This is a genomic window from Streptococcus suis, from assembly GCF_002964575.1.
Taxonomy (GTDB): domain Bacteria; phylum Bacillota; class Bacilli; order Lactobacillales; family Streptococcaceae; genus Streptococcus; species Streptococcus suis_R.
In genome coordinates this window covers 1-22991 of record NZ_POQQ01000089.1, presented here as the reverse complement: position 1 = coordinate 22991, position 22991 = coordinate 1, and the positions used below count along the sequence as shown (strand labels likewise).

Below are 22991 nucleotides of genomic sequence, written 5' to 3'. Positions count from 1 at the left end.
AGATTTATTCTCCTTTTTCTTCAATAACTGTTTCAACTGGGAGGGTTTGAAGACCTGAAACTAATTTCTCCAGAAGATAGCTCAACTGTTCTTCTTCACTCTCAGATAAAATGTCTGCCATGGCTGCTTTCACAGCTAGGTGCTGGGCTGGTGGATGGACCTGTAAATCATTCCAAGCGAGCTGGGTGGGTTGAACCAGCATTTCCCGCTGATTTTCAGGATTACGTTCTCTACTGATATAGCCATTTTCCTCCAACACCTTTAGATGACGGGTAATGGCCGCGCGGTCAATTTGAAGTTTTTCCTGTAAAACCTGCTGGGAACAAGGAAAATCTTCCAGTAAATGCTGTAAAAGCTGATAGCGGGTCAAACTAATACCCAACTGCTTTTCAAATAAACTGGTCACAGCCTCATCCGCAAGTTTTATTTGGTAGAGTAACTGAGAAAGTTGTTCCATACTTCTCTCCTTTTGTTGATTTATCAACAGTTGATAAATCAATTATAATGGAAAACGAATATTTTTCAAGAATTTTGCTCAACTTTGTGTAACTTTTTCATATGAAAATCAAGTTTTGGTATAATAGTTCTAAAACAATGGGAGGAAGTAAGCTATGGAAGAATCAAAAGAACTCAACTTAGCCATTGATGTGCTCATGCTAGCTGGGGCCATTCTCTTACAAAGCGGTGCTGAAATCCACCGTGTTGAAGATACCATGATTCGTATTGCTAAATCACAAGGGATTGAAGCAGTCAACGTTTTGGCTATTCCTGCTGCCATCTTCTTTTCCATTGACCATACGAACATCTCTCGGATGAAACGGATTGTCAACCCAGTGCACGATATGCAAAAAGTCTGTCAGGTCAACCAGGTTTCACGCTCCTTAACCGCTGGACAGGTCAGCTTAAAACGAGCACTAGAAGAATTAACTTCTATTCGCAACCAACCCCTCCCCTATACTCAACTTCAAACCATTCTAGCTGCTGTCCTAGCTGCACCATTTTTTACTATCATGGTAGGTGGTAATCCTTTGGAGGCTGTCGCAACCGCTTTTGTAACCCTTGTCGCCTTCCCCTGCTCCCTCCTGATTGACCGTCTAATCGGAATCGAATTTGTATCTAAATTTGTAGGTGCCTTGGTCTTCTCTCTCCTAGCTTTGCTACTGGCAAATTATACAGATCTAGCCCTTAATCCTAATATGATCAATGCTGGTGCGGTCATGCCCTTTGTTCCTGGTATAGCATTTACAAATGCCGTTAGAGATTTGATGACCAATCACCTCAATACCGGCTTGACAAAGATTTTTCAAACACTGCTTGTCATCCTCTCTTTAGGAGCAGGAACAACTGTTGCACTATTGATTGTGGGGTGAATTATGAATCTACTTCATTTTTTCTTACAGGCTGTGGCTTCATATATTGCGATCGTTGCCTTTCTTATCGTTCTTAATGTCCAAAAACAATTGCTGATTCCCGGAGGCATATTAGGTATGGTTGTCTGGCTACTCTACCTACTCCTCCTCGGTCCGACAAATGTTGTCATTGCAACCTTTATTGCTGCTATAATCGGTTCTTGCATCAGCCAAATCATGAGCATCGTCCTCAAAACACCATCAGTTATTTTTTCACTGGCCATCCTAGCACCTCTTGTCCCAGGCTACAGAGCCTATCTGACAACGACACAGTTTGTATCTGGAAGTTACAAAGAAGCCTTGGTCAATACCACCACTGTTCTCACATTAGCCTTAGTCATCCCAATCGGCATGGCCAGCGGAACAGTCTTGCTGCAACTCTACCGCTATCTGCAAACGAAATCATCACCAGAAAAGTCTATCTAAGTTTCTTGAAACTGGGTAGACTTTTTGTTAGAATAAATGAATATGTTTAGGAGGAGCTATGAACCAACAAATTCAGAATTTAAAACTTGCCGAGCGTGGTGCCATCATTTCCATTTCAGCCTACATTATCCTCTCTGGAATTAAGTTGGCTGCGGGCCACATCTTCCATTCGGACGCTTTGACCGCCGATGCCTTTAACAATATTTCGGATATTATCGGCAATGTAGCTGTCCTTATCGGACTGCGAATGGCTCAAAAACCAGCTGATACAGACCACAAGTTTGGACATTGGAAAATGGAAGACTTGGCAAGCCTCATTACATCCTTTATCATGTTTGTGGTTGGGTTTCAAGTTCTCTACTCTACTTTCATCAAAATCATGAGCAACCAGCCTGTCGAAATTGATATGACGGGTGCTATAGTTGGGATTTTCTCAGCCCTTGTTATGATTGGCGTTTATCTTTATAACAAATCACTGGCTAAGAGAGTTCATTCAAAAGCCTTAGAAGCTGCTGCAAAGGATAACCTATCTGATGCCGTAACCTCTATCGGAACATCCATCGCCATCATTGCAGCTGCCTTCAATTTCCCCATCGTCGATAAATTCGCTGCGGTTGTCATTACCTTCTTCATCTTAAAAACAGCCTACGATATATTCATGGAAAGTTTCTTTACACTATCAGACGGCTTTGATGAAGAGCTCCTCCACAAATACGAAGAAGATATTCTCAAACTTCCTAAAGTTGTTGCCGTCAAGTCACAACGTGGTAGAACCTACGGTGCCAATATCTATCTGGACATTGTCTTAGAAATGAATCCCGATTTGTCCGTCTACGAAAGCCATGAAATTACAGAACAAGTGGAGCAACTCCTCACACTAAAACATGGTGTTTTTGATGTAGATATCCATGTCGAACCTTCTGACATCCCCCATGATGAAATCTTTGAACATGTCTTTGACAAACTCTACCGCTTCGAATCAGAAATCCAAGCGCACGAAGTTGGCTATGAAAACCTCATAGATGAGAATTATTTACTAATAGACGCCAAGGGGCGCTACCTTAATAAAATTGAAATGCTTCAATCCCATCCTGTACAATCCACCTACCTATCCAATTACCAGATGACCTCTATCAGCCAGAAATCCAAACTGGTCACCTTTGAAATCGGTGACTATGTCCACACATCCCTCTGGCGACGTCACGAAAACTGGACAGTCATCTTCCATCAAATTTCAAAAAAACAAGCCTAGTCATTCAGACCAGGCTTTTCATTTGGACAGATAGTCATTTGAATTTGCTTTGATACATCGTCACTTTCGGCTTGCCGTACTCCAGTACTGCCTGCACCTCAGTTCCTTGTCTGAAAGCTCTTCATTCGACTATACAAAAAGAGCACATGGCTCTTTTTCTTATATTATATTATTAGTTTTTTACTGCGTCTGTAGCAACATCTTCACCAAACCATTTCTGAGAAATTTCTTGGAAAGTTCCATCGCTATATAATTCTGTAAAGGCTTTATTGATGTTTTCAACCAGTGTCGTATCTGACTTACGAGCACCTACCGCAAAAGCTTCGTTTTCATAGCCAGCATCAATGATGTTGTAGTCTGCGATGATTCCCTCTTGTTGCAAGTAGTAATTGGCATATACTCGGTCAATCAAGAGACCATCGATACGGTCATTTTTCAAGTCAATCAAAGCTTCATTAAACGTTGCATATTGACTGGCGTCATTGTTTTGCACAATATCTTTCAAAATGGCTGGTTGTGATTCAAAGACTGAATAACCTGAAGAACCAGCTTGTGCCCCCAAAATCTTATCTTTCATATCAGACACTTGACTGATATTAGAAGATTTTTTTGTCACCAAGACTTGTTGATTATCCATGTAAGGATCTGTGAAGAGAACCTTTTCCTTACGCTCATCCGTAACAGAATATCCATTCCAGATTAAATCAATGTTACCATTGTTCAATTCAGTTTCTTTCAAATCCCAGTCAATTGGCTGCCATTCAACAGTAATACCATATTTTTCAAATACCGCTGTTGCCAAATCAATATCAAATCCAGTATAGCTACCGTCTGTTTCTTCAAATCCCATAGGGACAAAAGTCTTGTCAAAACCAATTGTGATGGACTTTTCAGATTCGTAAGTTGACCAATTATCAGACTTGGTCGTTGACTGGCTTGAGCCACAAGCAGCAAGGGCAAAAGTCGTTACAAGAGCCGCAGCTCCAAGCATCATTTTTTTCATATTCATCATCATATTTGTTCCTTTTCTTAGTGTTTTGGTTCAATTTTGATGATTTCATCTGCGATATTTTCAGCAAACTGCATATCGTGGGTGACCACAATTTGCGTGATTCCAGTAGCCCTATTTTCAAGAATGAGTTTTTCTACTTCTTTTCTCAATTCAGGATCTAGGGCAGAGGTTGGTTCGTCATAGCCGATAATCTCAGGATCAATCATCATAGCACGCGCCAAAGCCACACGTTGCTTTTGTCCACCCGACAGTGAAAACGGATAGGCAGTAGCGTGGTTAGCTAGGCCAAGAGTATCCAAGAGTTTAAGGGCCTTGTCTTCCGCCTCTGAACGCGTCATTTTCTGCGTTTTCATAGGAGAGAGAACCAAGTTTTCCAATACGGATAGGTGTGGGAAAAGCTGGAAGTCTTGGAAGACAAAGCCCAGCAGATGTCGTTTACCCAACTCCTCAAGTGGCAGTTCCTGACCATTGTAAATCAGAGTACCTGAATCAATGGTTTCCAAACCAGCCAACATCCGTAAAAGAGTTGTCTTTCCACCACCTGATTGACCAACGATGGCAACGATTTTCCCCTCTGGAATGACCAAATCATAGTCGGAGAAAATCTGTTTATTATCAAATCGTTTGGATAGATTGCGTAGTTCTAACATGACTTCCTCCTATCTATAATAGTCAAATTTCTTTTCTACCTGCTTAGAAACAAGGGTTACAGCACCAATCATCAAGAGATAAATAGCTCCAGCGATAAACATAGGTGCCAAGCTAGCATCACGGTTGGCTGCTGTACGACTGGCAAGCAAGAGGTCACTGACACCCAAGGCATAGACCAAGGATGTATCCTTGACCAAGGTCATGACTTCATTGAAAACACTTGGCAGGACAATTTTCACAACTTGTGGCAAGACTATATAACGAATGGTCTGAACGGGGGTAAATTTCAAGACCTTAGCGGCTTCATACTGACCTTTTGGAATGGCTTCAATACCTCCTCGGAAAATCTCTGAGAAATAAGCCGCATAGTTGAGGGTAAAGGCCAGAATAACAGCTGGCATACGGTCAAATGTTATACCGACACTTGGTAAAACATAATAAACAAAAATCAATTGCAAGAGCAATGGAGTCCCACGCATGATTAAAACATAAAAATGCAAGAGCCATTGCAAAGGTTTGAACTTCATCTGCATTAAGAAGGCGAGAATTGCACCCAAAGGCAAGGATAATAGCAATACTAGAAAAAATACTTGCAGGGAAACCATCGCGCCATTTAATAAACTGGGCAGAACTTCCAAAACATAATCCATAGTCTTCTCCTAAAAGAATGATTAGGTTCTAGTATAGCAGAAAATTTCATGTATTTCAAAGAATTTTTTATATTTTTAAATATTTTTTCATTTTTTCTGCATAATCTTGCAAAAAAAGGCCGATAAACGACCTTTTACATTATTCAACTGTTACGGATTTTGCCAAGTTACGAGGCTTATCGACATCCAAACCACGTTGCAATGTTGCATAGTAAGCAATCAATTGTGTTGGAACAACCATTGCAATGGCTGACAAGAATGGGTGAACAGTTGTCACAGTAATGTCATCATCTTCCTTAGCTACTGCCTCATCGACAATCGTCAAGACATTTGCACCACGCGCCACAACTTCTTGGATGTTTCCGCGAGTATGGCTTGCAAGGTGTGGATGATTTGAAATCAAGGCCAAGACAGGCACACCGTCTTCAATCAAGGAAATAGTACCGTGTTTCAATTCACCAGCTGCAAAGCCTTCACATTGGATGTAGGAAATTTCTTTCAATTTCAAACTTGCTTCCATAGATACATAGTAATCACTACCACGACCGATATAGAAAGCATTGCGAGTGGTTGATAAGAGTTTTTCAACTTTTTCAGCAATCACATCTTTTTCAGACAAGCTTGCTTCGATAGATTGGGCAACGATGGACAATTCATGCACCAAATCAAATTCTTTGGCATAGGCATTGCCATTTGCATCACCGACAGCCTTAGCCAAGATTGCCAAAGTTGCAATCTGTGCAGTGTAGGCTTTTGTAGAAGCTACCGCAATTTCTGGTCCTGCATGGAGCAACATAGTATAGGTCGCTTCACGTGACAATGTTGAGCCAGGTACGTTTGTCACTGTCAGACTTGGGATACCCATTTCATTCGCTTTAACCAATACCTGACGGCTATCAGCAGTTTCACCTGACTGGCTAATCATGACAAAGAGTGGCTTTTTGCTCAAAAGCGGCATATTGTAACCCCACTCAGATGAAATTCCCAACTCTACTGGTGTATCTGTCAATTTTTCCAAGAAGTCTTTTGCGGCAAATCCTGCGTGATAGGAAGTTCCAGCAGCTAGGATATAGATACGGTCAGCATCTTGTACTGCCTTGATAATATCCGCATCAACTGTTACCTGACCAGCTTCATTTGTATAGGCGCTAATCAACTTACGCATAACAGTTGGTTGCTCATCAATCTCCTTGAGCATGTAGTATGGATACGTTCCCTTACCAATATCTGACAAGTCCAATTCAGCCGTATAACTACCACGTTCAATGGCATTGCCATCATAGTCCATGACTTCAACACTATGTTTTTTCACGATAACCAATTCTTTATCGTGAATTTCCATGTATTCACTTGTTTCACGAATCATAGCCATGGCATCTGAGCAGACCATGTTATAGCCATCGCCCAAACCAATCAAAAGCGGAGATTTATTTTTGGCAACGTAAATAGTATCTGCATCATTAGCATCAATCAAGGCAAAAGCATAGGAACCTTGGATGATATGAAGAGCCTTTTTGAAAGCTTCCAAAGTAGACAGACCTTCCTCAGCGAATTGACCAATCAAGTGCACAGCAATCTCTGTGTCCGTCTGACCTTTCAAGTCATGACCTGCAAGATATTCCTCTTTGATTTCCGCATAGTTTTCAATCACACCGTTATGAACAAGGATATGTCCAGCAGTTTGAGAAGTATGTGGATGAGCGTTGTTCTCAGTTGGTTTACCATGAGTCGCCCAGCGAGTATGCCCAATTCCTGTTGTTCCCTCAGTCTTATCGCCAACTTTTGCTGATAATTCAGCAATGCGACCTACTGCTTTTACCAAGTGAGCCTGCTCCCCACCTGTTACGAAAATACCTGCTGAATCATAACCACGGTATTCTAATTTTTCAAGTCCTTGAATTAAAATATCAGTTGCGTTTGTATTTCCAACAACACCAACGATTCCACACATATCATTTCACCTACGATGTTTCTTAACATCGGCTTTCATTTTTCATAAATTGGTCTAGTCAACTTTTTCCAAAAAAAGACCAGTGAAATCAGTATATAACAAGTCATATGTGTTGTCAAGAAAAAAATTGGTCTAGTCAGATTTTGAAAATAAACCAGAAAATTGATTGAAAAAAGACCAGCCCTACTGGACCAGTCCTGTCTTAATAAAACCAAATTCTGAGAGGGGACTTAAACGGAAGGTCAGTCGCCCAATAATCTGTTTTTCAGCAATTAAACCAAAGCTACGGCTGTCCTGTCTATTTGTCCGAACGTCGTTCAGAACCAGATAATGCTTTTTGGGAATACTGATATGTTGGCCACCAGTCAGGGTTGTGAGATTGAAATCTTCTGTATAACTCTCTTGAGAAGACGGAGTATGCAAATAATTCTCTGCAACAATCACATCGTTTTTATATAAGACATCATCCATATATGTAACTGTTTCGTCTTCTATGGCTATAATGCGACTGACATATTCTTTACCTTCATGCCTATAGAGAACGAAATCCCCATGTGTTAAGTCAGCCTTGCGAACAGTTACAATAAAGTCGCCTTCTTTGATATAGTCATTTGCCATCTGGGATGTGATGGTTACTGGTTCAAAAAACCATACTCTCAAACCAATCAACCCTAAAATCAACAGAATGACCAAACTTAGCTGCTTTACTAAATCTCTCTTTACCATAATCTCTCCAATCAATACTATTATACCATAAACTCAGGCTATCCATTGATAAGATGATGGTATATTTCCTCTGCAATGACTTGATTTCCAAGAGGTGTCAAGTGCAAGCCATCGCTATAATATTCCAAATGGCCCTTGGTTAAGGGATAGAGATTGATGACTGGCACATCCAATTCCTGACCAATTGCTGCAATAATGGTTTGCAATTCGTCTTCAATAATCTGATTATTGAGCCCGAAGCGACTGGTTGGCACGAAAGGTGGAATGACCAAGTAAAGATCTGGTTGGCTAGGCAAACTCAAGTACCGCTCTGCCATTTCCCTATATTCGCTAATAAATCGCTCCTTATTCCAGTATAGACCACGGCTGTCATTGCTACCAATCATGATAATGACAATGTCCGCCTCGCTCTCAAGGGACAACTGGGCATTTTTCTCTTTAAAATAGGGATAATCAGACGTTGACTGAAGCGAACGACCACTCAAGCCGAAATTGGACACCTGATAAAGATGCCCCAGCTTCTCTGCTAAAATACAGGGATAGGCATCTTTTTCACGGTTCTCCAGTCCGTAACCGTAGGTCAGGCTATCGCCAACTGTTGCAACTTTTATGGCCCCACTTCCGACTGTCAGGACCTCTGGATACATAATATCTGACACGTGAACTCCTCTGTTTTTCTTATTTATCTATTGTACCATCTTGAAAAAAATAAATAAACTTCTGAATTTGTGATATAATGAACATATGAAAAAAAACGTGATGATTATAGGCGGAGGGATTGTCGGCTCAACAGCCGCCTTCTACCTCTCCCAAGATGAAACTATCAACCTAACCCTCATTGACCATGGTGTCGGCACTGCTACTCGTGCTGCTGCTGGGATTATCTGCCCTTGGATGGCCCAAAAGAAAAATAAAGATTGGTATAAACTAACTTCCGAAGGCGCAGTCTTCTATCGCAAATTAGTCGCAGATTTAGAGGCTACTGGAGCCAAGGACATCCCTTTCAAGCAAACTGGAACAATCGGCTTGAAGAGCAAGCCAGAATTGCTAGAAAAAATCCAAAAGATTGCGGAAGACCGCCGTGTAGATACTCCCACCATTGGGCAAATTACAAGCTTGCAAGGCGAAGAAATCAGCGATTATCTCCCACCGCTCAAATCTGACTTTTACGGCATTCATTTAGAAGGAGGCGGCCGTATCGATGGTGGGCGTTTGATTGACATTTTGCAGGAAGAGGTTTTGAAAAATGGCGGAGCGCTTCTACAAGGACAGGCAAAATTGCTAGACGCTCACACTATAGAACTAGATGGACAAGAGCTGACAGCTGACCACATCATCCTAGCTACAGGTGCCTGGCTACCACATATCCTAGAACCTCTTGGTTATCAGGTGGACGTCCGACCACAAAAAGGACAATTGTTGGAATTAGACACCAAACACGATACCAACAACTGGCCAGTCTGCATGCCCTATGGGCAAATTGATATACTGCCATTTGAAAATGGTAAAATCATCGTGGGTGCAACGCACGAAGACAATATGGGCTACGACCTGACTCTTGACCCCGAAAAAATTCAAGCCATGCAAGAAAAGGCTGCTGACTTTATGCCAGATTTGGCCAATTATCCAGTCGCTAGAACACGGATTGGAACCCGTGCCTATACGTCAAACTATGCACCATTTTATGGCACTATTGAGGATATGAAGAACGTCTGGGTTGCCAGTGGTTTAGGTTCGTCTGGTTTGACAAACGGTCCATTCATAGGCTGGCAAATTGCCCAAGAAATCTTAGAAAAAGATACCAACTTCGACCGCACAGCCTATTCACCTAATAACTACATTCAAAAATGATAAGACAGCTAAAAGGCCACTCGAATTGAGTAGCCTTTTCTGTTTACTGTTTTGCTTTTAAAAATGATGAAGCCAGTGCCCAATAACTGATGAGACCTGTCACTAGTAGAGCTGCTACTGCCAGATAAGGAAGTGGAACACTTCTATCCTCTAGCTCCGTTTTTGAGGTAGCAAACTCTTTTGCAACATTCTCGCGGGCTGATTTATCTTGTTTTTGACTTGATGATGGTTCGGTTTTCGCAATAGTTACTTCTTGTTTTTCTTGCACTCTTTCATTGCTGAAAGTCATCTCTACAAGATTTTCAGAATAACCTCCTTGATTGACAACTGCATCTGTAGGAGACACTTGTCTAAGGTTTTCCAATCTGTTTAAACGGTTTCGTTCGATAGCAATAGACTCTCTACTGTCCACACTTAATCTAGCAGACACTGTTTCCAAAATCGTATTAGCAGATGGGCTCACTCTTCCTGTCCCAGAAACCTCCTTCTCTGTAACAGAGAACCCCCGAAGTGAGAGATAACCATCGGGCAACTCATGCATAACTGACGAACCGTGAAGCGAAAGGTGACCTTCCGGCAACTCATGTGTAACGGAAGAACCATGAAGAGAAAGATAACCCTCGGGCAACTCATGCGTAACGGAAGAACCATGAAGCGAAAGGTGACCTTCCGGCAACTCATGCGTAATAGAAGAACCGTGAAGACTTAGGTGACCTTCGGGCAACTCATGCGTAACGGAAGAACCATGAAGCGAAAGGTGACCTTCCGGCAACTCATGCGTAACAGAGGTGCCGTGGAGTTCAAGATGCCCTGTTGGTCTACTAAAAGTAAGAGAGGGCCCAAGAAATTGCATTGGAATTCGTATACTTTGAAGAGCCGATTTCAAGGTTTCAGCCAAAACTTGACTATCCGTAACTTGATTGATTTGGTCCAAAGATTCTGCATACTTGGCATTTACAAGGAGAGAGTAGGTTCTTTTATCCTGTTCTGAAAACTCTTCCTGTTCTCGAATCGCTTGCAAGAAACTGAATTTTTCTTCCTCAAGTGTTTGTTCAGCTTTCTGCTTTGCCTCCTCTATAGGATTAAAATAAGTTTCCCAATGCTTCCGACCCAGATTGATTGTGTGAACATAGTCCAATTGTGAACCAAAAGAATGTCTCACAACATTATTAGTCAGGCGAGGATTTCCCGAAGAATCCCGAGTAATCCCCATCCGCTTCAAACCGATTGGTTCATGTTGGTCATCTGAATCTGTAATATAAACCGCTCGAATCTGCCCCTGTTCATCATACTCTGCTCCCCAAACCGTCACAATATGAGTGGTCGTCCCAAAGGTTCTATAAGACAAGCCAAGCAGACCTTGATTTTCTAAATTGTTCCGAACCAAGTTCCCAAAATAACGATAGTCACCACTAAATATCCGGTCAGTCAGCTTTTTCTCTTTAAATACCTCATAGAAAAAGCCGCCACGCTTATCTGGTACCAAATCAGGATTTTCTAAGTTAACCCCACCTTGACTTTTAGGTGAATAGCCATTGATAAACAAATCTACCAGAGCATCCGACACAAAACCATTCAAACGATGACCATAGTAGGTCTTGAAAAGATTAAAAATACGGCTATTTTGCTGGTCTTCAAAAGAATTTGGATACCGTCGTAGATCCGTCAAAGAATAATGCTGCTGATTTTGGTCTGAGCCGTATTTTTCTTCAATGAAACGGTCTACATAATCGCTATTCTGTTCCAACCACCAATGTAACATATTGGAAGAAACCGCAGCAAAACACAAATTCAAGTCCTCTAGAGAAGCATTTAAACTCTTGTTGGCATCATAATAACCATTACCAGCTTCATAGGGCATGGAATACTCTATGAATTCTCCTGTTACTTCCTTCTTAAAAGTACCTCCCTGTCCCATATTAGGAGGAGTTACTCCTTGTGCCCAAATAATTTCTCGAAGATCTCCATCCTCGGTAGTGTAATGACTGACAGGTGGTTCCGTGGCTTCTGTAAGACTTTCTTCTGGTAATACCGAAGGCTTAATACTTCTATCTTCACTACTATTTACTGAACCATCAAGATTAGCCTGCGCAAGGGCGAACGTATCCTCAGTAGGATGTTCTTCAGCTTGTAGATGAACCCCAGAACCCTCTACCAAGTCAGCTTCAACACTATCAGACAAGCTGACACTTTCCTGACTTCGATCCAAATCTGTAGTATTAGAAATTGACTCTTGAGTTTCTTCTCTTGAAACTAGTTCAATCGTCTCATTCAAAATGACATCCTCTACTATTTGTTCGCTTTCTACAATGCCTGGCATAGTTTCTGCCAAAACAGAAATGGGAGATTGATAGGAAAGAAATACGCAGCCAACTGAAACCAAACCAACAGATAATTTTCTCAACGAAAAACGGATATTATAAGTAATCATACTTCATCTCTTTCAATTTCATCATCTTTTATTATATCAATACATGGTTGTTTTTCAAAATAATATCACATATATACCCCAAAAATGCCCAAAACAAAAAAGAAAAACCTATCGTACAACGTAGAAACGTTGCTACAATAGGCTTTTTTCTAATAAATTATTTTACAGTGCGAACACGCATTGTGTTTGTTGAACCAGCAACACCTACTGGAACACCGGCAACGATAACAATGTCATCACCTGCTTCAACCAAGCCTTGTTCTTTTGCAACTTTCTCAGCCAATTCAAACATGTCGTCTGTAGAAGCTGGTTTTTCAGTCACAACTGGAATAACACCCCAGTTCAACATCATTGATTTTTGAACTTTCTCAGTGAAAGTAATTGCCAAGATATCTGAATCAGGACGGTATTTAGAGATAGCACGAGCTGAGTAACCAGTTTCTGTAACTGTAACAACCAACTTGATGTTCATTGAGTGGCAAGCATCTTTAACTGCTGAAGCAACAACTTCTGTCTTAGATGTACGGTTGAACTTGTCTGAGTTCAAACGACCATATTCGTTAAGAAGAGTTTGTGCATTTTTAGCGATAGTTGCCATTGTGCGAACTGACTCAACTGGGTATTTACCGTTTGCAGACTCACCTGAAAGCATTGTAGCATCTGTACCATCGATAACTGCGTTGAAGACGTCAGATACTTCTGAACGAGTTGCACGTGGTTTTTCAGTCATTGTTTCCAACATGTTTGTTGCTGTGATCACTGCTTTACCAGCTGCGTTTACTTTAGTGATGATCATTTTTTGGTAAACTGGAACCATTTCAAATGGTACTTCGATACCCATGTCACCACGAGCGATCATGATACCATCTGAAGCTTCGATGATTTCATCAATATTGTCGATACCTTGTTGGTTTTCGATTTTTGAGAAGAGTTGAACGTGCTCGTTACCAGTTTCTTTAAGAATGTTACGAACTTCTTCAACGTCTTTAGCAGAACGAACGAATGAAATCGCGATGAAGTTCAAACCTTGTTCCAAACCGAAACGGATGTCAGCGTTGTCACGTTCAGCAAGTGCTGGGAAAGGAATTTTAGTGTTAGGGATGTTCACACCTTTTTGCTTAGCGATAACACCGTCGTTTTCAACAACTACTACAAATTCACGTTTGTCAGCATCTTTTTCAACAACCGTCAAACCAAGTTTACCGTCGTCAACAAGAACTTGCTTACCAACTTCAACATCGTCAAAGACATCCAAACCACCCGCAACGTTCAAAGCGATAACTTCACGAGTTGACTTGATCCCTTGCTTAGTTGCAACACGGATTTGCTCACCAGTTGTGTAAGCAAACTCTTTAGCTTCACCTTCAAACAATTCTGTACGGATTTCTGGACCTTTTGTATCCAACAAGAAACCAACTTTTTTACCAGCGATTTCTTCTGCACGACGTACAGTCGCCATACGATCACCTTGCTCTTGGTGGTCACCATGTGAGAAGTTGAAACGGAATACGTTAGCACCTTCAGTAATCAATTGGGCAATATTTTTTGCTGAAGCTTCAACATCTAATTTTTCGCCCCAGTAACCATCTTCACCGAATTTTTTACCGCCACGGATTTCTACCGCAGGACCAAGGGTTGCAACGATTTTTACACGTTTATTCATCTAACAAAAACTCCTTTAAAATATACTGGTCTTATGACCCTAGTTAACGAATGATATTCAGAAATTAGAACGAGATTTCTCTGTTCAATACAGCAAGACCCAAGTCCGCCTTATGTGGATTATTGACAATGATCTTACCATCTTCTGTCAAGCTGAACAAAGCTCCTTCTTCAGCTGTACCAAGGATTGGATTTTCAACCATTTGCTCATTGCGGATACCAACGGCAAGACCACCGCGACCTTCTTTAAGCAATTTAACAGCGTGAGCACCCATACGAGAAGCAAGGACACGGTCACGAGCTGTTGGTGAGCCACCACGTTGGATGTGACCAAGTTCTGTCACACGCAAATCGCTCACATCACCAGCCGCCTTCAATTCTTCTGCGAATTGAGCTACTGGCATGACACCCTCAGCCAAGACAACGATACTGTGTTTCTTACCAGTGTCATAGCCTTGTTTGATTTTAGCAACGACGTCTTTGATGTCAAATTCTTCCTCTGGAACAACGATAACATCTGCACCAGCAGCGATACCTGACCAAAGAGCGATGTCACCTGCATGGCGACCCATTACTTCGATAACAAATGTACGACGGTGACTAGATGATGTGTCACGGATTTTATCGATAGCATCCATAGCAGTCGTCACAGCAGTATCAAAACCGATTGTGAAATCTGTACCAACGATATCGTTGTCAATTGTACCAGGCACACCAATAGCTGGGAAGCCGTGCTCTGTCAAACGCATGGCACCATGGTAAGAACCATCACCACCGATAACAACAACACCTTCAATACCGTGTTTTTTCAACTGCTCAATCCCTTTCAGTTGACCTTCCAACTTGGCAAATTCTGGGTAACGAGCAGAACCAAGGAAAGTACCACCACGAGAGATGATGTCACCTACTGAACGGATAGTCAATGGATGAATATCACCAGCTACCATACCGGCATAGCCCTCATTGATACCATAAACTTCCATTCCTTCTGAAATTGCTTGGCGAACAACTGCACGGATGGCAGCATTCATACCAGGGGCGTCACCACCGCTGGTCAAAACACCAATACGCTTCATTTCATTTGCTCCTTTTACATTTCAATTTAACTGCCTTATTATAACACACTTAGACAGAACTTGCTTGACTTTTTGCCATTTTTTACCGAAAAACCGTTTTCATAGCAAATTCTCTTAAGTCTTCCTCTAATTGAGGCGTTTTCATAACCTTAAAATGCTCTGCTCGGATGGTCTGATTGGAATCTTGGTAATGGAGAATAACCGGAATGTTTCCCTTATATTTTTCCAAAATCCGGGCAACCGCATGGTCATGCTCCTTATTTTCCAACAAAATCCAAAATTTTTCCAGACTAACTGGTTCCATCTGTTCCAAGACCAACTGCAAGTGGCCATCCCGTTCCTGAACCCGGCCCGTTATATAGCTAATGGTCCCTTCTCGCAAGTCTTGAGAAAATTGACGATAGCTTTCTGGAAAGAGGGTTACATCCAATTTTCTCTTGGTATCACTCACTTGGAGAAAGGCCATCTGTTCTCCTGTTTTCTTGGTTCGGATTAAACGAATGGATTGAATTTGTACCAGAATGGTCACCCGACGATCCGCCACCAAATCAGCAAGGTCTGTGCGAGCTCGCTTGGACTCACGGCAGATTTTGACCAGGGGGTGAGGGCTAATGCCGACACCCAATAACCCCTGTTCCAATTCAAACTTCTCGGTTTCACTAAAGTCCTCTGCCTCCGTCCAGCTATAGGTTTCCTCCGCAAAAAAGGTACCGAATGCCTCAGCAAAGACAAAGAGATTGTCTAGATTTTCTATGATTTTTTTCCGATTAGGTTCAAACTCATCAAACAAACCAATATGAATGAGAGGAAACAACAAGTCTTTCTTCTTATAATTGTCAGGAAGCTTCAAAACAAAATCTTCTACTGACTTGTAGGGACGTTGATCCAATATCCATAGGGCAAAATCCTTGGGTAGACCCTTCAAGGTTTTCAAGCCCAGAAAAATCTCATCCTTGTCAAATTTGTCATAATATGGAACTGTGTTGATAGATAATTTAGCCACCTTAAAGTCAAATTGCAAGGCATCTTCAATATATGCACTGCTTGAATGATTGAGCATGACGTCAAAAAAGACATCTGGATAATGACTCTTAAAGTAGGCCATCTGAAAGGCTAGGGCCGAATAGGCATAGGCATGACTGCGGTTGAAACCATAGCCTGCAAACTTGGCCATCATGGCAAAAATTTCTCTAGCTTTTCCTTCCTCATGCCCCCGCTCACGCGCACCTGCCAGAAACTCGTTTTCCATGGCCTGCATTTCTTGTGCATTTTTCTTGGACATGGCCCTACGAAGCAAGTCGGCTTTCCCCAATGTAAAACCTGCATAGACCTGAGCAATCTGCATAACCTGCTCCTGATAGAGCATGATGCCGTAGGTCCCTTCCAAAATCGGTGCAATGGATGGATCCAGCAGGTCAATTCTTTCCTGCCCATGTTTGCGTTTGACGAAATTATCTGAGTAATCACTGGCACCAGGTCGGTTCAAACTGGTGGTGGCTACCACATCCTCAAAACGCTCTGGTCGAACCCGTTGTAGAAGGCTAATGGCACCCGGTTGTTCAAACTGGAAGATCCCCTTGGTCTTGCCGGCAGCAAAGAGTTCCAAGGTTTTACTATCTTCTAAATCAATCTGGGCAATATCAATTTCTTTTTGGTAACGTTCTCGAACCCCTTCTGCCATTTTTTGCACAAAGGTCAGATTTCGCAGACCAAGAAAGTCCATCTTGAGCAGGCCATTAGCCTCTACTGCATGGGCATCATACTGGGTCACCAGCATATCATCTCCCATTTTCAGTGGAATGGTATCGGTCAAGTCCTCGTCACTCATGACCACACCGGCTGCATGAATGGAAGTCTGGCGTGGTTGACCCTCAATTTGCTGGGCAATGGCAAAGGCTTTTTGGTACTCGATTTTACTATTGATAATCTGTCGGAAGGCTGCATTACGTTGATATGCTGAAGAAAGATTATCCTTAAAAGAGATTTTCTTGGTAATATTGGTCAACTCATACTCAGGCGTTCCAAAGCGTTTGAACACATCGCGGATGGCCTGCTTGGCACCAAAGGTTGAATAGGTCACAATCTGGGCAGCGTGAGTCCTACCATATCGGTCCCGTACATAACGAATAAAGTCAGGGCGATGGATATCTGGAATATCGATATCAATATCCGGCATGGTGTAGCGCTCACTATTTAAAAATCGTTCAAATAGCAAGTGATGTTTGACAGGGTCAATCCCTGTTATATTCAAGGCGTAGGACACCAAGCTGCCGACTGCAGAACCACGTCCCATGCCCATATAGTAGCCCTGGCTACGTCCAAATCGGAGCAGGTCCCAGACAATCAAGAAATAATCATCAAAGCCCATCTCGTGAATAATGGACAACTCTCTTTCCAGGCGTTCCTGATAGACAGCCCCCGTCAATCCTTTTTCTTCCAAGCCCTGATAGGCTTTCTCCTGCAATTCTTCCACCGCAGGTCTCTCACGGTTGAAACGAGGTAACTTCAAGTCAGTATTTAATTGGTAGGAAATACCTGCTACCAGGTCACGCAGATTGTCTACCGCCTGAGGAAAGCGACTAGAAAATAGACTGGTTAGGCTATCCGCTGATAAGAGGATTTGCCGCTTATCTATATCCGCCACTTGATTGAGGGGTACATTGTCCCGAATAGCATGAAGAACCTGCAAGCTCTCTAATTGTTCCTCCTCAAAAAAACGAACCGTGTGGATAGGTAAAATAGGGCGGTGAAAGGTCTGTACTTCTACATCCGCAGAAACTCCGATGTAATAATCCATTCCAAGGTCTAACTGCTCAATCCCTGAATAATAGGGAACAATAATAGCAACATCCACCAGATATTGACGAATGACCTCGAAATCATCCTGCCCTGTCATTTTAGCTGTAGAAATTTTCAAGAGATTCTGGTAACCCTTGGTTGTCAAAGCGATGATCTGGGTAGTCAATTCCCCCTCCAGACCTGCAAAATGCCAGTCCAATTCACAACCTATGACTGGCTGTATTCCCGCTTTCTGACAAGTTTCCATAAAACTGTAGGCTGCATACAGACTATTCCTATCCATAATCCCCAAGGTTTGATAACCTAAAGACTTGGCTCTCTTCACATAATCTTCTATCGTCACCATGCTATCCATAAAGGTATAGACGGTTTTAGTATCAAGTTGTGCTAGCATGGTCTTCTCCTTATTTATTTCTTCTATTATAACAAATAATCTCGAAAAATATTTTGAAAGAAATTCAATCAAAAGACTTGCAAAATTAAATGTTTTATTGTATTATTAAGTTAAGACATAGGTATTGGCAGAAATGCCTAGAAAGGAAAAAGTTATGGCTTGGAAATTTGATAACAATATGCCCATATATATCCAAATCAGTAATACCATCAAATTACAGATTGTGACCAATCAACTAAAATCAGGAGATAAATTGCCAACCGTTCGTGACTTAGCTGAAACAGCTGGTGTCAATCCGAACACGGTGCAGCGAGCTCTATCTGATTTGGAGACAGAAGGATTTGTTTACTCAGTCCGCACCACGGGACGTTTTGTAACAGACAATCAGGAATTGATTTCACAGACCCGTCTGCATTTGGCACAGAAAGAATTAGAAAACTTTGTGACAAACATGTTGGATCTAGGTTTCAATCAAGATGAATTGACCCACCAGTTAGATGATTATTTGAAAGGAGTATCTTATGAGTAACGCATATACCCTTGTAGAATTGCAACAGGTTTCAAAATCCTACGGTGGAGCTGTTGCTCTAAATAATGTGAACTTGAAATTGACAGCTGGAAAGATTATCGGACTCTTGGGACCAAATGGTTCAGGTAAGACAACTCTTATCAAGCTCATCAACGGTCTATTGCAACCTGAATATGGTCAAATCCTTATCAACGGCCGTACACCATCACCTGAAACCAAGGCCATTGTATCTTATTTGCCAGATACAACCTATCTGGATGACAGCATGAAGGTATCTGATGCCATTCGATTCTTTACAGATTTCTATGCGGACTTTGATAAGGAACGCGCTCTTCATCTCTTGCAAGACTTAGGAATTGATTTGAACAGCCGCATGAAACACTTGTCAAAAGGGAACAAGGAAAAAGTTCAGCTAATCCTAGTTATGAGCCGACAGGCACAATTATATGTCCTCGATGAGCCAATCGGCGGTGTTGACCCTGCTGCTCGTGATTACATTCTAAAAACCATCGTCAACAATTATTCGCCGACCGCTTCTGTTATCATTTCCACTCACTTGATTTCAGATGTTGAACAGATTTTGGACGAAGTTGTTTTCCTACATTATGGCAGTGTTATTCGCCATAGCAATGTCGATGATCTCCGTATTGAAAGTGGGGAGTCTATTGACGAACTCTTCCGCCAAGACTTTAAGGCTTAGTTAGAAGGAGATAGATATGTTTAAGAAATTACTCAAATATGAATTTCAATCCGTTGGAAAATGGTATTTAGGAATTTATGCAGGTGCCTTAGCATTATCGGCTATACTCGGATTTTGGTTACAAGCACTGTCTATACGGACACAAGCAGGAAGTACAGAGCCTGGTGGTGCTGAAATGGTTCTTTTTGGAACTTCCTTCCTTACTTTTGGAATCCTTATTGCTGCCCTTGGCTTGTCAACCTTTTTCATGGTCATCAATCGTTTTAGAAAAAATGTTTATGGTCGTCAAGGCTACCTAACTATGACCTTACCAGTTTCAAGCCATCAAATTATCCTCAGCAAACTTGTAGCCTCATTAGTATGGTATTTGTTAGCTGCAATGACTACTATTCTTTCAATCGGTATCGTTTTGGCTGTTCTCATGCTTGGAACTGAAGAATTTATGATTCCTGAATTGCAAACTGTTATACAAGAATTAGACTGGTCTGTTCTTGTTGCACATCTATTTTACGCCTTGATTGAGTCAACAATGGGGATTTTGCTTATCTACTTCTCTATCTCTGTTGGGCAACTCTTCAAAGACCACCGACTACTGTTTGCTATTTTGACCTATATCGGAATTTCAATTGTAGTGGGTGTATTTGGTACTCTCATATATACCAACAACCTAGAGAATCTTTATAATTCAGCTCTACCATTATACCCAAGTCCTATCTTAGCCTTGCTAAATATCATTCTGGCCTTTGCCTACTATTTTGGTACACACTTTATCATGACCAAGAAATTGAATTTGCAATAAGAAAAAGCTCTTTGCCTGTCATTTCAGACATGGCCTAGAGCTTTCTTTTTACAGTTGATAGTTATTAGCTAGAATGTCAAGTAAATAAGCCTTTTCTTCTTCACTAGCAAAGCAAGCTAGTATTGCATTTCGGTTGAACTGATAAAATTCTTCTTTGCTTGTTCCAAAATGCTTTACAAACAGGTCATATTCTTTGTTCAAATTGGTATTTGAAACGGTTCGATTATCTGTATTTATCGTAATCTTTGCACCTGCTTTGACCAGTTGGTCATAGGGAAAATCTGCTAAGGAAGAGGCTGCTCCGGTTTGGAGATTGGAAGTCAGGCACATTTCAAGCGTTGCTCCGCTATTGACAAAAGCCTGAATAGCGTCAGCTTGACCGCTGAGAGCCGTTCCGTGTCCAATCCGTTTGATACCTAAAGCCAGAGCTTGGGCAACATTTGTCACACATCCGCACTCGCCGGCATGAAAAGTCATAGGATAGCCTAGAGATTGCGTAAATGCAATCAAGTCAGCCAGGTCTGCTGTTGGATAGTCTACCTCGTTTCCTGCAAAATCAAAACCAACTAGGCCTTGAGGGGCCAAATCTGCAATGGCTGAAAAGATTTCTCTCGTCTGACTTTGAGGAGTCTGTTTTAGACCACAGACTAAAAGTTTAGCTACAAGACCAAAGTCATTTTGCCCCTTTTTCATTCCTCGCAAGACCGCTTTCACCGCATCTAGGACACTTAAATCCTGATCAGTCGATAATTCGGGAGCAAAGCGGATTTCGATATAAAGAACACCATCCTTAGCAGCTTGTTCTATCAGGTCATAAGCCGCCAGTTCCAAGGCTGGAGCGGTCTGTAAAAGAGGACGAACAAAATCAAAGGTTTTCAAATAAGTTATCAGGCTATCCACCTTGCCCTCAATACTGACCAACTGACGTAAATCTTCATCCTTTTCTGGAATTGAAATTCCAGCCATTTGAGCAAGTTGGCGAATCATTGGCAAGGACAGGGAGCCATCCAGATGACAATGCAATTCTGTCTTGGCTAATTCTTGTACATTCAACATTAACAATCCCTCTTTCGTAAGTATATTGTTAACTATCATATCACATTTTAGATAAATCACAAGATATTTTTGATAGAAAATGAACTTTATCAACTTTCCATTATTCGTTTATGCAAGAAAAAAAGAACGATTTTCATCGTTCTTGCCATACGGAAGACATGGGATTCGAACCCACGCACGCTGTTACACGCCTACCGCGTTTCCAACACGGCCTCTTGAGCCTCTTGAGTAATCTTCCATATATGGAGCTGGTGGGAGTCGAACCCACGTCCAAACACCTGCTAACTTATTCGTCTACAACCATAGGTTATGTCTTGCTTTAACTTGGGCTCGATACATAACTCAAACCTAGACCAAGCGAGTTAGAAAATCTCTTTTGGAACTGCCTAACTCAATCCCAACGTAGCTTGTTATTTTAAGACCAATCAGCAAACACAAGCAATTCGCGACTGGTCACGCAGGCAGGTTATTAAGCTGCTAATGCGTAAGTGTTTGTATTTTTTGCAGTTATATTTAACTGGCATTTTTACATCTGCCGATGGGTTGCAGAACAAGCCTCATAATGCCTGTCGAATCCGTAACAACCCCTTAGGTTTGATACGAGAATTATTATAGCAGATTTTTTCATAAATAGCAAAGCTATTTTTTACAATTTCCTTACAATTTTAAAAAATTTTTGAAATATGGTACAATATGGATATGTATAAATTTTGGCAAAAAACAATTCAAGTATTAAGTATTGTTACACTTATTGGAACATTTATTTTTCTTTTTTGGTTATATCGTATCGGTATTTTAAATGACCAAAATGTGCTTACTGAATTCATCAAGGGACATGGAGCTTTTGGTAGTTTATCATTTTTAGCGATTCAGATTGTCCAGGTTGTCTTTCCAATTATTCCAGGTGGCGTTACTACTGTTGTCGGCTTTCTTGTTTTTAATTTTTGGTGGGGCTTTTTCCTGAATTATGTTGGCATTTCAGTCGGCAGTATCATTCTCTTCTGGATGGCTCGTCGCTATGGCAAAAAGTTCTGCTTGCTATTTATGAGCGAAGAAACCTTCTACAAGTATGAAAGCAAGATTGACAATAAGCGTGGTTATGATATTTTCTTCATTCTTTGTATGCTCTCGCCGATTTCACCTGCGGATGTTGTTGTCATGATTACGGGTTTAACCAGCATGAGTTACCGAAAATTTATCACCATCACCCTGCTATGTCGTCCATTTTCTATCGTTGCCTACAGTTTCTTTTGGATTTATGGCAGCCAATTTTTACAACAATTCTTACAATAAAAATGAGGCTGGGCAAAAACTAGCCAATAAATAAAAAACACAGATAGATTCGAGCTGCTTCTGATGAAATCCAGCCGTACTGTCTGTGTTTTTCTTTTTATCTCTATTATCTTGGACTAATTTCTTAGCCAATTTCGTTAGATTCATGCTCATTAGGAGGAAGCCTATCTCGGTTTCAACCACTTTTTGACCTCTGACATGGACTCTGCGTACGCCAAAAACACCCTTCATCCTACCAAATACAGGTTCGACATCCACCTTGCGTTTGGCATAAATGCGGGCTCCCTCTTTACTTGTCAATTCCTCTTTGACTAAGTTCTTGAA

At 41.4% G+C, this 22991-nt stretch carries 20 protein-coding genes, 1 tRNA gene, 1 other RNA gene and 1 pseudogene; 8 read left to right on the top strand and 15 right to left on the bottom strand.

Annotation, left to right across the window (positions count from 1 at the left end; all coding sequences use genetic code 11):
- Positions 1-4: 4 nt before the first annotated feature.
- Positions 5-457 carry a MarR family winged helix-turn-helix transcriptional regulator gene (locus tag C1E58_RS11015; protein ID WP_105114852.1) on the bottom strand — a complete coding sequence of 151 codons (453 nt, stop codon included), beginning with the start codon at positions 455-457 and terminating at the stop codon, positions 5-7.
- Positions 458-611: 154 nt separating this feature from the next.
- On the opposite strand from C1E58_RS11015, the gene C1E58_RS11010 reads away from it, so the two are divergent.
- The 3 genes from C1E58_RS11010 to C1E58_RS11000 are packed head-to-tail and all read left to right on the top strand — an operon-like array spanning position 612 to position 3087.
- Entirely contained in the window at positions 612-1370 is a 759-nt protein-coding gene (locus tag C1E58_RS11010; RefSeq protein WP_105114853.1) for a threonine/serine exporter family protein, read from the top strand.
- A gap of 3 nt (positions 1371-1373) precedes the next feature.
- Positions 1374-1835: a threonine/serine exporter family protein gene (locus tag C1E58_RS11005; protein ID WP_105114854.1), complete on the top strand. Its 462-nt coding sequence runs from the start codon at positions 1374-1376 to the stop codon at positions 1833-1835.
- A gap of 58 nt (positions 1836-1893) precedes the next feature.
- Positions 1894-3087 (top strand): cation diffusion facilitator family transporter, encoded by a 1194-nt coding sequence (locus tag C1E58_RS11000; protein ID WP_105210360.1) that lies wholly within the window; start codon positions 1894-1896, stop codon positions 3085-3087.
- Between the two features lie 172 nt (positions 3088-3259).
- Here C1E58_RS11000 and C1E58_RS10995 read toward each other — a convergent pair whose 3' ends face one another.
- From C1E58_RS10995 to C1E58_RS10970, 6 genes are all read right to left on the bottom strand, one after another.
- Entirely contained in the window at positions 3260-4090 is an 831-nt protein-coding gene (locus C1E58_RS10995; RefSeq protein ID WP_193441746.1) for an amino acid ABC transporter substrate-binding protein, read from the bottom strand.
- A gap of 26 nt (positions 4091-4116) precedes the next feature.
- Positions 4117-4749: an amino acid ABC transporter ATP-binding protein gene (locus C1E58_RS10990; RefSeq protein WP_105210359.1), complete on the bottom strand. Its 633-nt coding sequence runs from the start codon at positions 4747-4749 to the stop codon at positions 4117-4119.
- 9 nt (positions 4750-4758) lie between these two features.
- On the bottom strand, positions 4759-5400 hold the full coding sequence (locus tag C1E58_RS10985) for an amino acid ABC transporter permease (RefSeq protein WP_105114857.1): 642 nt from the start codon (positions 5398-5400) through the stop codon (positions 4759-4761).
- Positions 5401-5539: 139 nt separating this feature from the next.
- Positions 5540-7351 carry a glutamine--fructose-6-phosphate transaminase (isomerizing) gene (gene glmS / locus C1E58_RS10980; protein WP_105210358.1) on the bottom strand — a complete coding sequence of 604 codons (1812 nt, stop codon included), beginning with the start codon at positions 7349-7351 and terminating at the stop codon, positions 5540-5542.
- A 183-nt stretch (positions 7352-7534) separates the two neighbouring features.
- Positions 7535-8077, bottom strand: coding sequence for a signal peptidase I (gene lepB, locus C1E58_RS10975; protein WP_105210357.1), 543 nt, complete (start codon positions 8075-8077; stop codon positions 7535-7537).
- A gap of 38 nt (positions 8078-8115) precedes the next feature.
- Positions 8116-8736: a GDSL-type esterase/lipase family protein gene (locus C1E58_RS10970; protein ID WP_105210356.1), complete on the bottom strand. Its 621-nt coding sequence runs from the start codon at positions 8734-8736 to the stop codon at positions 8116-8118.
- Between the two features lie 85 nt (positions 8737-8821).
- Here C1E58_RS10970 and C1E58_RS10965 point away from each other — a divergent pair, with 85 nt between their 5' ends.
- Entirely contained in the window at positions 8822-9928 is a 1107-nt protein-coding gene (locus C1E58_RS10965) for an NAD(P)/FAD-dependent oxidoreductase (RefSeq protein ID WP_105210355.1), read from the top strand.
- 43 nt (positions 9929-9971) lie between these two features.
- On the opposite strand, the gene C1E58_RS12560 is transcribed toward C1E58_RS10965, so the two are convergent.
- From C1E58_RS12560 to C1E58_RS10945, 4 genes are all read right to left on the bottom strand, one after another.
- Positions 9972-12359, bottom strand: a complete 2388-nt coding sequence (locus C1E58_RS12560) for an IdeS/Mac family cysteine endopeptidase (RefSeq protein WP_330848258.1) — start codon at positions 12357-12359, stop codon at positions 9972-9974.
- A gap of 157 nt (positions 12360-12516) precedes the next feature.
- A complete protein-coding gene (gene pyk, locus C1E58_RS10955) occupies positions 12517-14022 on the bottom strand; it encodes a pyruvate kinase (protein ID WP_105210354.1) in 1506 nt (501 codons plus the stop codon).
- 64 nt (positions 14023-14086) lie between these two features.
- Positions 14087-15097, bottom strand: coding sequence for a 6-phosphofructokinase (gene pfkA / locus C1E58_RS10950; RefSeq protein WP_105210353.1), 1011 nt, complete (start codon positions 15095-15097; stop codon positions 14087-14089).
- A gap of 82 nt (positions 15098-15179) precedes the next feature.
- Positions 15180-18290 carry a DNA polymerase III subunit alpha gene (locus C1E58_RS10945; RefSeq protein ID WP_105210352.1) on the bottom strand — a complete coding sequence of 1037 codons (3111 nt, stop codon included), beginning with the start codon at positions 18288-18290 and terminating at the stop codon, positions 15180-15182.
- Positions 18291-18444: 154 nt separating this feature from the next.
- On the opposite strand from C1E58_RS10945, the gene C1E58_RS10940 reads away from it, so the two are divergent.
- Genes C1E58_RS10940 through C1E58_RS10930 form a run of 3 tightly spaced genes read left to right on the top strand, consistent with a single transcriptional unit; the run spans position 18445 to position 20318 of the window.
- Positions 18445-18819 carry a GntR family transcriptional regulator gene (locus tag C1E58_RS10940; protein WP_044689247.1) on the top strand — a complete coding sequence of 125 codons (375 nt, stop codon included), beginning with the start codon at positions 18445-18447 and terminating at the stop codon, positions 18817-18819.
- Positions 18812-19519, top strand: a complete 708-nt coding sequence (locus tag C1E58_RS10935; RefSeq protein WP_105114872.1) for an ABC transporter ATP-binding protein — start codon at positions 18812-18814, stop codon at positions 19517-19519. The genes C1E58_RS10940 and C1E58_RS10935 overlap by 8 nt, the downstream gene beginning before the upstream one ends.
- A 16-nt stretch (positions 19520-19535) precedes the next feature.
- Complete coding sequence (locus C1E58_RS10930; RefSeq protein WP_105114873.1) at positions 19536-20318, top strand: ABC transporter permease; 783 nt, start codon at positions 19536-19538, stop codon at positions 20316-20318.
- A 48-nt stretch (positions 20319-20366) separates the two neighbouring features.
- Here the strand turns inward: C1E58_RS10930 and add are convergent, their stop codons facing one another.
- The 3 genes from add to ssrA all read right to left on the bottom strand — a co-directional run bounded on the left by add (position 20367) and on the right by ssrA (position 21962).
- On the bottom strand, positions 20367-21374 hold the full coding sequence (add, locus tag C1E58_RS10925) for an adenosine deaminase (protein ID WP_105114874.1): 1008 nt from the start codon (positions 21372-21374) through the stop codon (positions 20367-20369).
- Between the two features lie 150 nt (positions 21375-21524).
- Positions 21525-21612, bottom strand: a tRNA-Ser gene (locus C1E58_RS10920).
- Between the two features lie 2 nt (positions 21613-21614).
- Positions 21615-21962, bottom strand: a transfer-messenger RNA (tmRNA) gene (gene ssrA, locus C1E58_RS10915).
- 111 nt (positions 21963-22073) lie between these two features.
- On the opposite strand from ssrA, the gene C1E58_RS10910 reads away from it, so the two are divergent.
- Positions 22074-22667 (top strand): TVP38/TMEM64 family protein, encoded by a 594-nt coding sequence (locus C1E58_RS10910; protein WP_105114881.1) that lies wholly within the window; start codon positions 22074-22076, stop codon positions 22665-22667.
- 116 nt (positions 22668-22783) lie between these two features.
- Here C1E58_RS10910 and C1E58_RS12650 read toward each other — a convergent pair.
- A pseudogene (locus tag C1E58_RS12650) lies at positions 22784-22991 on the bottom strand (transposase); the annotation flags it as partial.

Coding starts and splice junctions, on each gene's coding strand:
- C1E58_RS11015 (WP_105114852.1), bottom strand. CDS start 457: ATGGAACAACTTTCTCAGTTACTCTACCAAATAAAACTTGCGGATGAG.
- C1E58_RS11010 (WP_105114853.1), top strand. CDS start 612: ATGGAAGAATCAAAAGAACTCAACTTAGCCATTGATGTGCTCATGCTA.
- C1E58_RS11005 (WP_105114854.1), top strand. CDS start 1,374: ATGAATCTACTTCATTTTTTCTTACAGGCTGTGGCTTCATATATTGCG.
- C1E58_RS11000 (WP_105210360.1), top strand. CDS start 1,894: ATGAACCAACAAATTCAGAATTTAAAACTTGCCGAGCGTGGTGCCATC.
- C1E58_RS10995 (WP_193441746.1), bottom strand. CDS start 4,090: ATGAAAAAAATGATGCTTGGAGCTGCGGCTCTTGTAACGACTTTTGCC.
- C1E58_RS10990 (WP_105210359.1), bottom strand. CDS start 4,749: ATGTTAGAACTACGCAATCTATCCAAACGATTTGATAATAAACAGATT.
- C1E58_RS10985 (WP_105114857.1), bottom strand. CDS start 5,400: ATGGATTATGTTTTGGAAGTTCTGCCCAGTTTATTAAATGGCGCGATG.
- glmS (WP_105210358.1), bottom strand. CDS start 7,351: ATGTGTGGAATCGTTGGTGTTGTTGGAAATACAAACGCAACTGATATT.
- lepB (WP_105210357.1), bottom strand. CDS start 8,077: ATGGTAAAGAGAGATTTAGTAAAGCAGCTAAGTTTGGTCATTCTGTTG.
- C1E58_RS10965 (WP_105210355.1), top strand. CDS start 8,822: ATGAAAAAAAACGTGATGATTATAGGCGGAGGGATTGTCGGCTCAACA.
- C1E58_RS12560 (WP_330848258.1), bottom strand. CDS start 12,359: ATGATTACTTATAATATCCGTTTTTCGTTGAGAAAATTATCTGTTGGT.
- pyk (WP_105210354.1), bottom strand. CDS start 14,022: ATGAATAAACGTGTAAAAATCGTTGCAACCCTTGGTCCTGCGGTAGAA.
- pfkA (WP_105210353.1), bottom strand. CDS start 15,097: ATGAAGCGTATTGGTGTTTTGACCAGCGGTGGTGACGCCCCTGGTATG.
- C1E58_RS10945 (WP_105210352.1), bottom strand. CDS start 18,290: ATGCTAGCACAACTTGATACTAAAACCGTCTATACCTTTATGGATAGC.
- C1E58_RS10940 (WP_044689247.1), top strand. CDS start 18,445: ATGGCTTGGAAATTTGATAACAATATGCCCATATATATCCAAATCAGT.
- C1E58_RS10935 (WP_105114872.1), top strand. CDS start 18,812: ATGAGTAACGCATATACCCTTGTAGAATTGCAACAGGTTTCAAAATCC.
- C1E58_RS10930 (WP_105114873.1), top strand. CDS start 19,536: ATGTTTAAGAAATTACTCAAATATGAATTTCAATCCGTTGGAAAATGG.
- add (WP_105114874.1), bottom strand. CDS start 21,374: ATGTTGAATGTACAAGAATTAGCCAAGACAGAATTGCATTGTCATCTG.
- C1E58_RS10910 (WP_105114881.1), top strand. CDS start 22,074: ATGTATAAATTTTGGCAAAAAACAATTCAAGTATTAAGTATTGTTACA.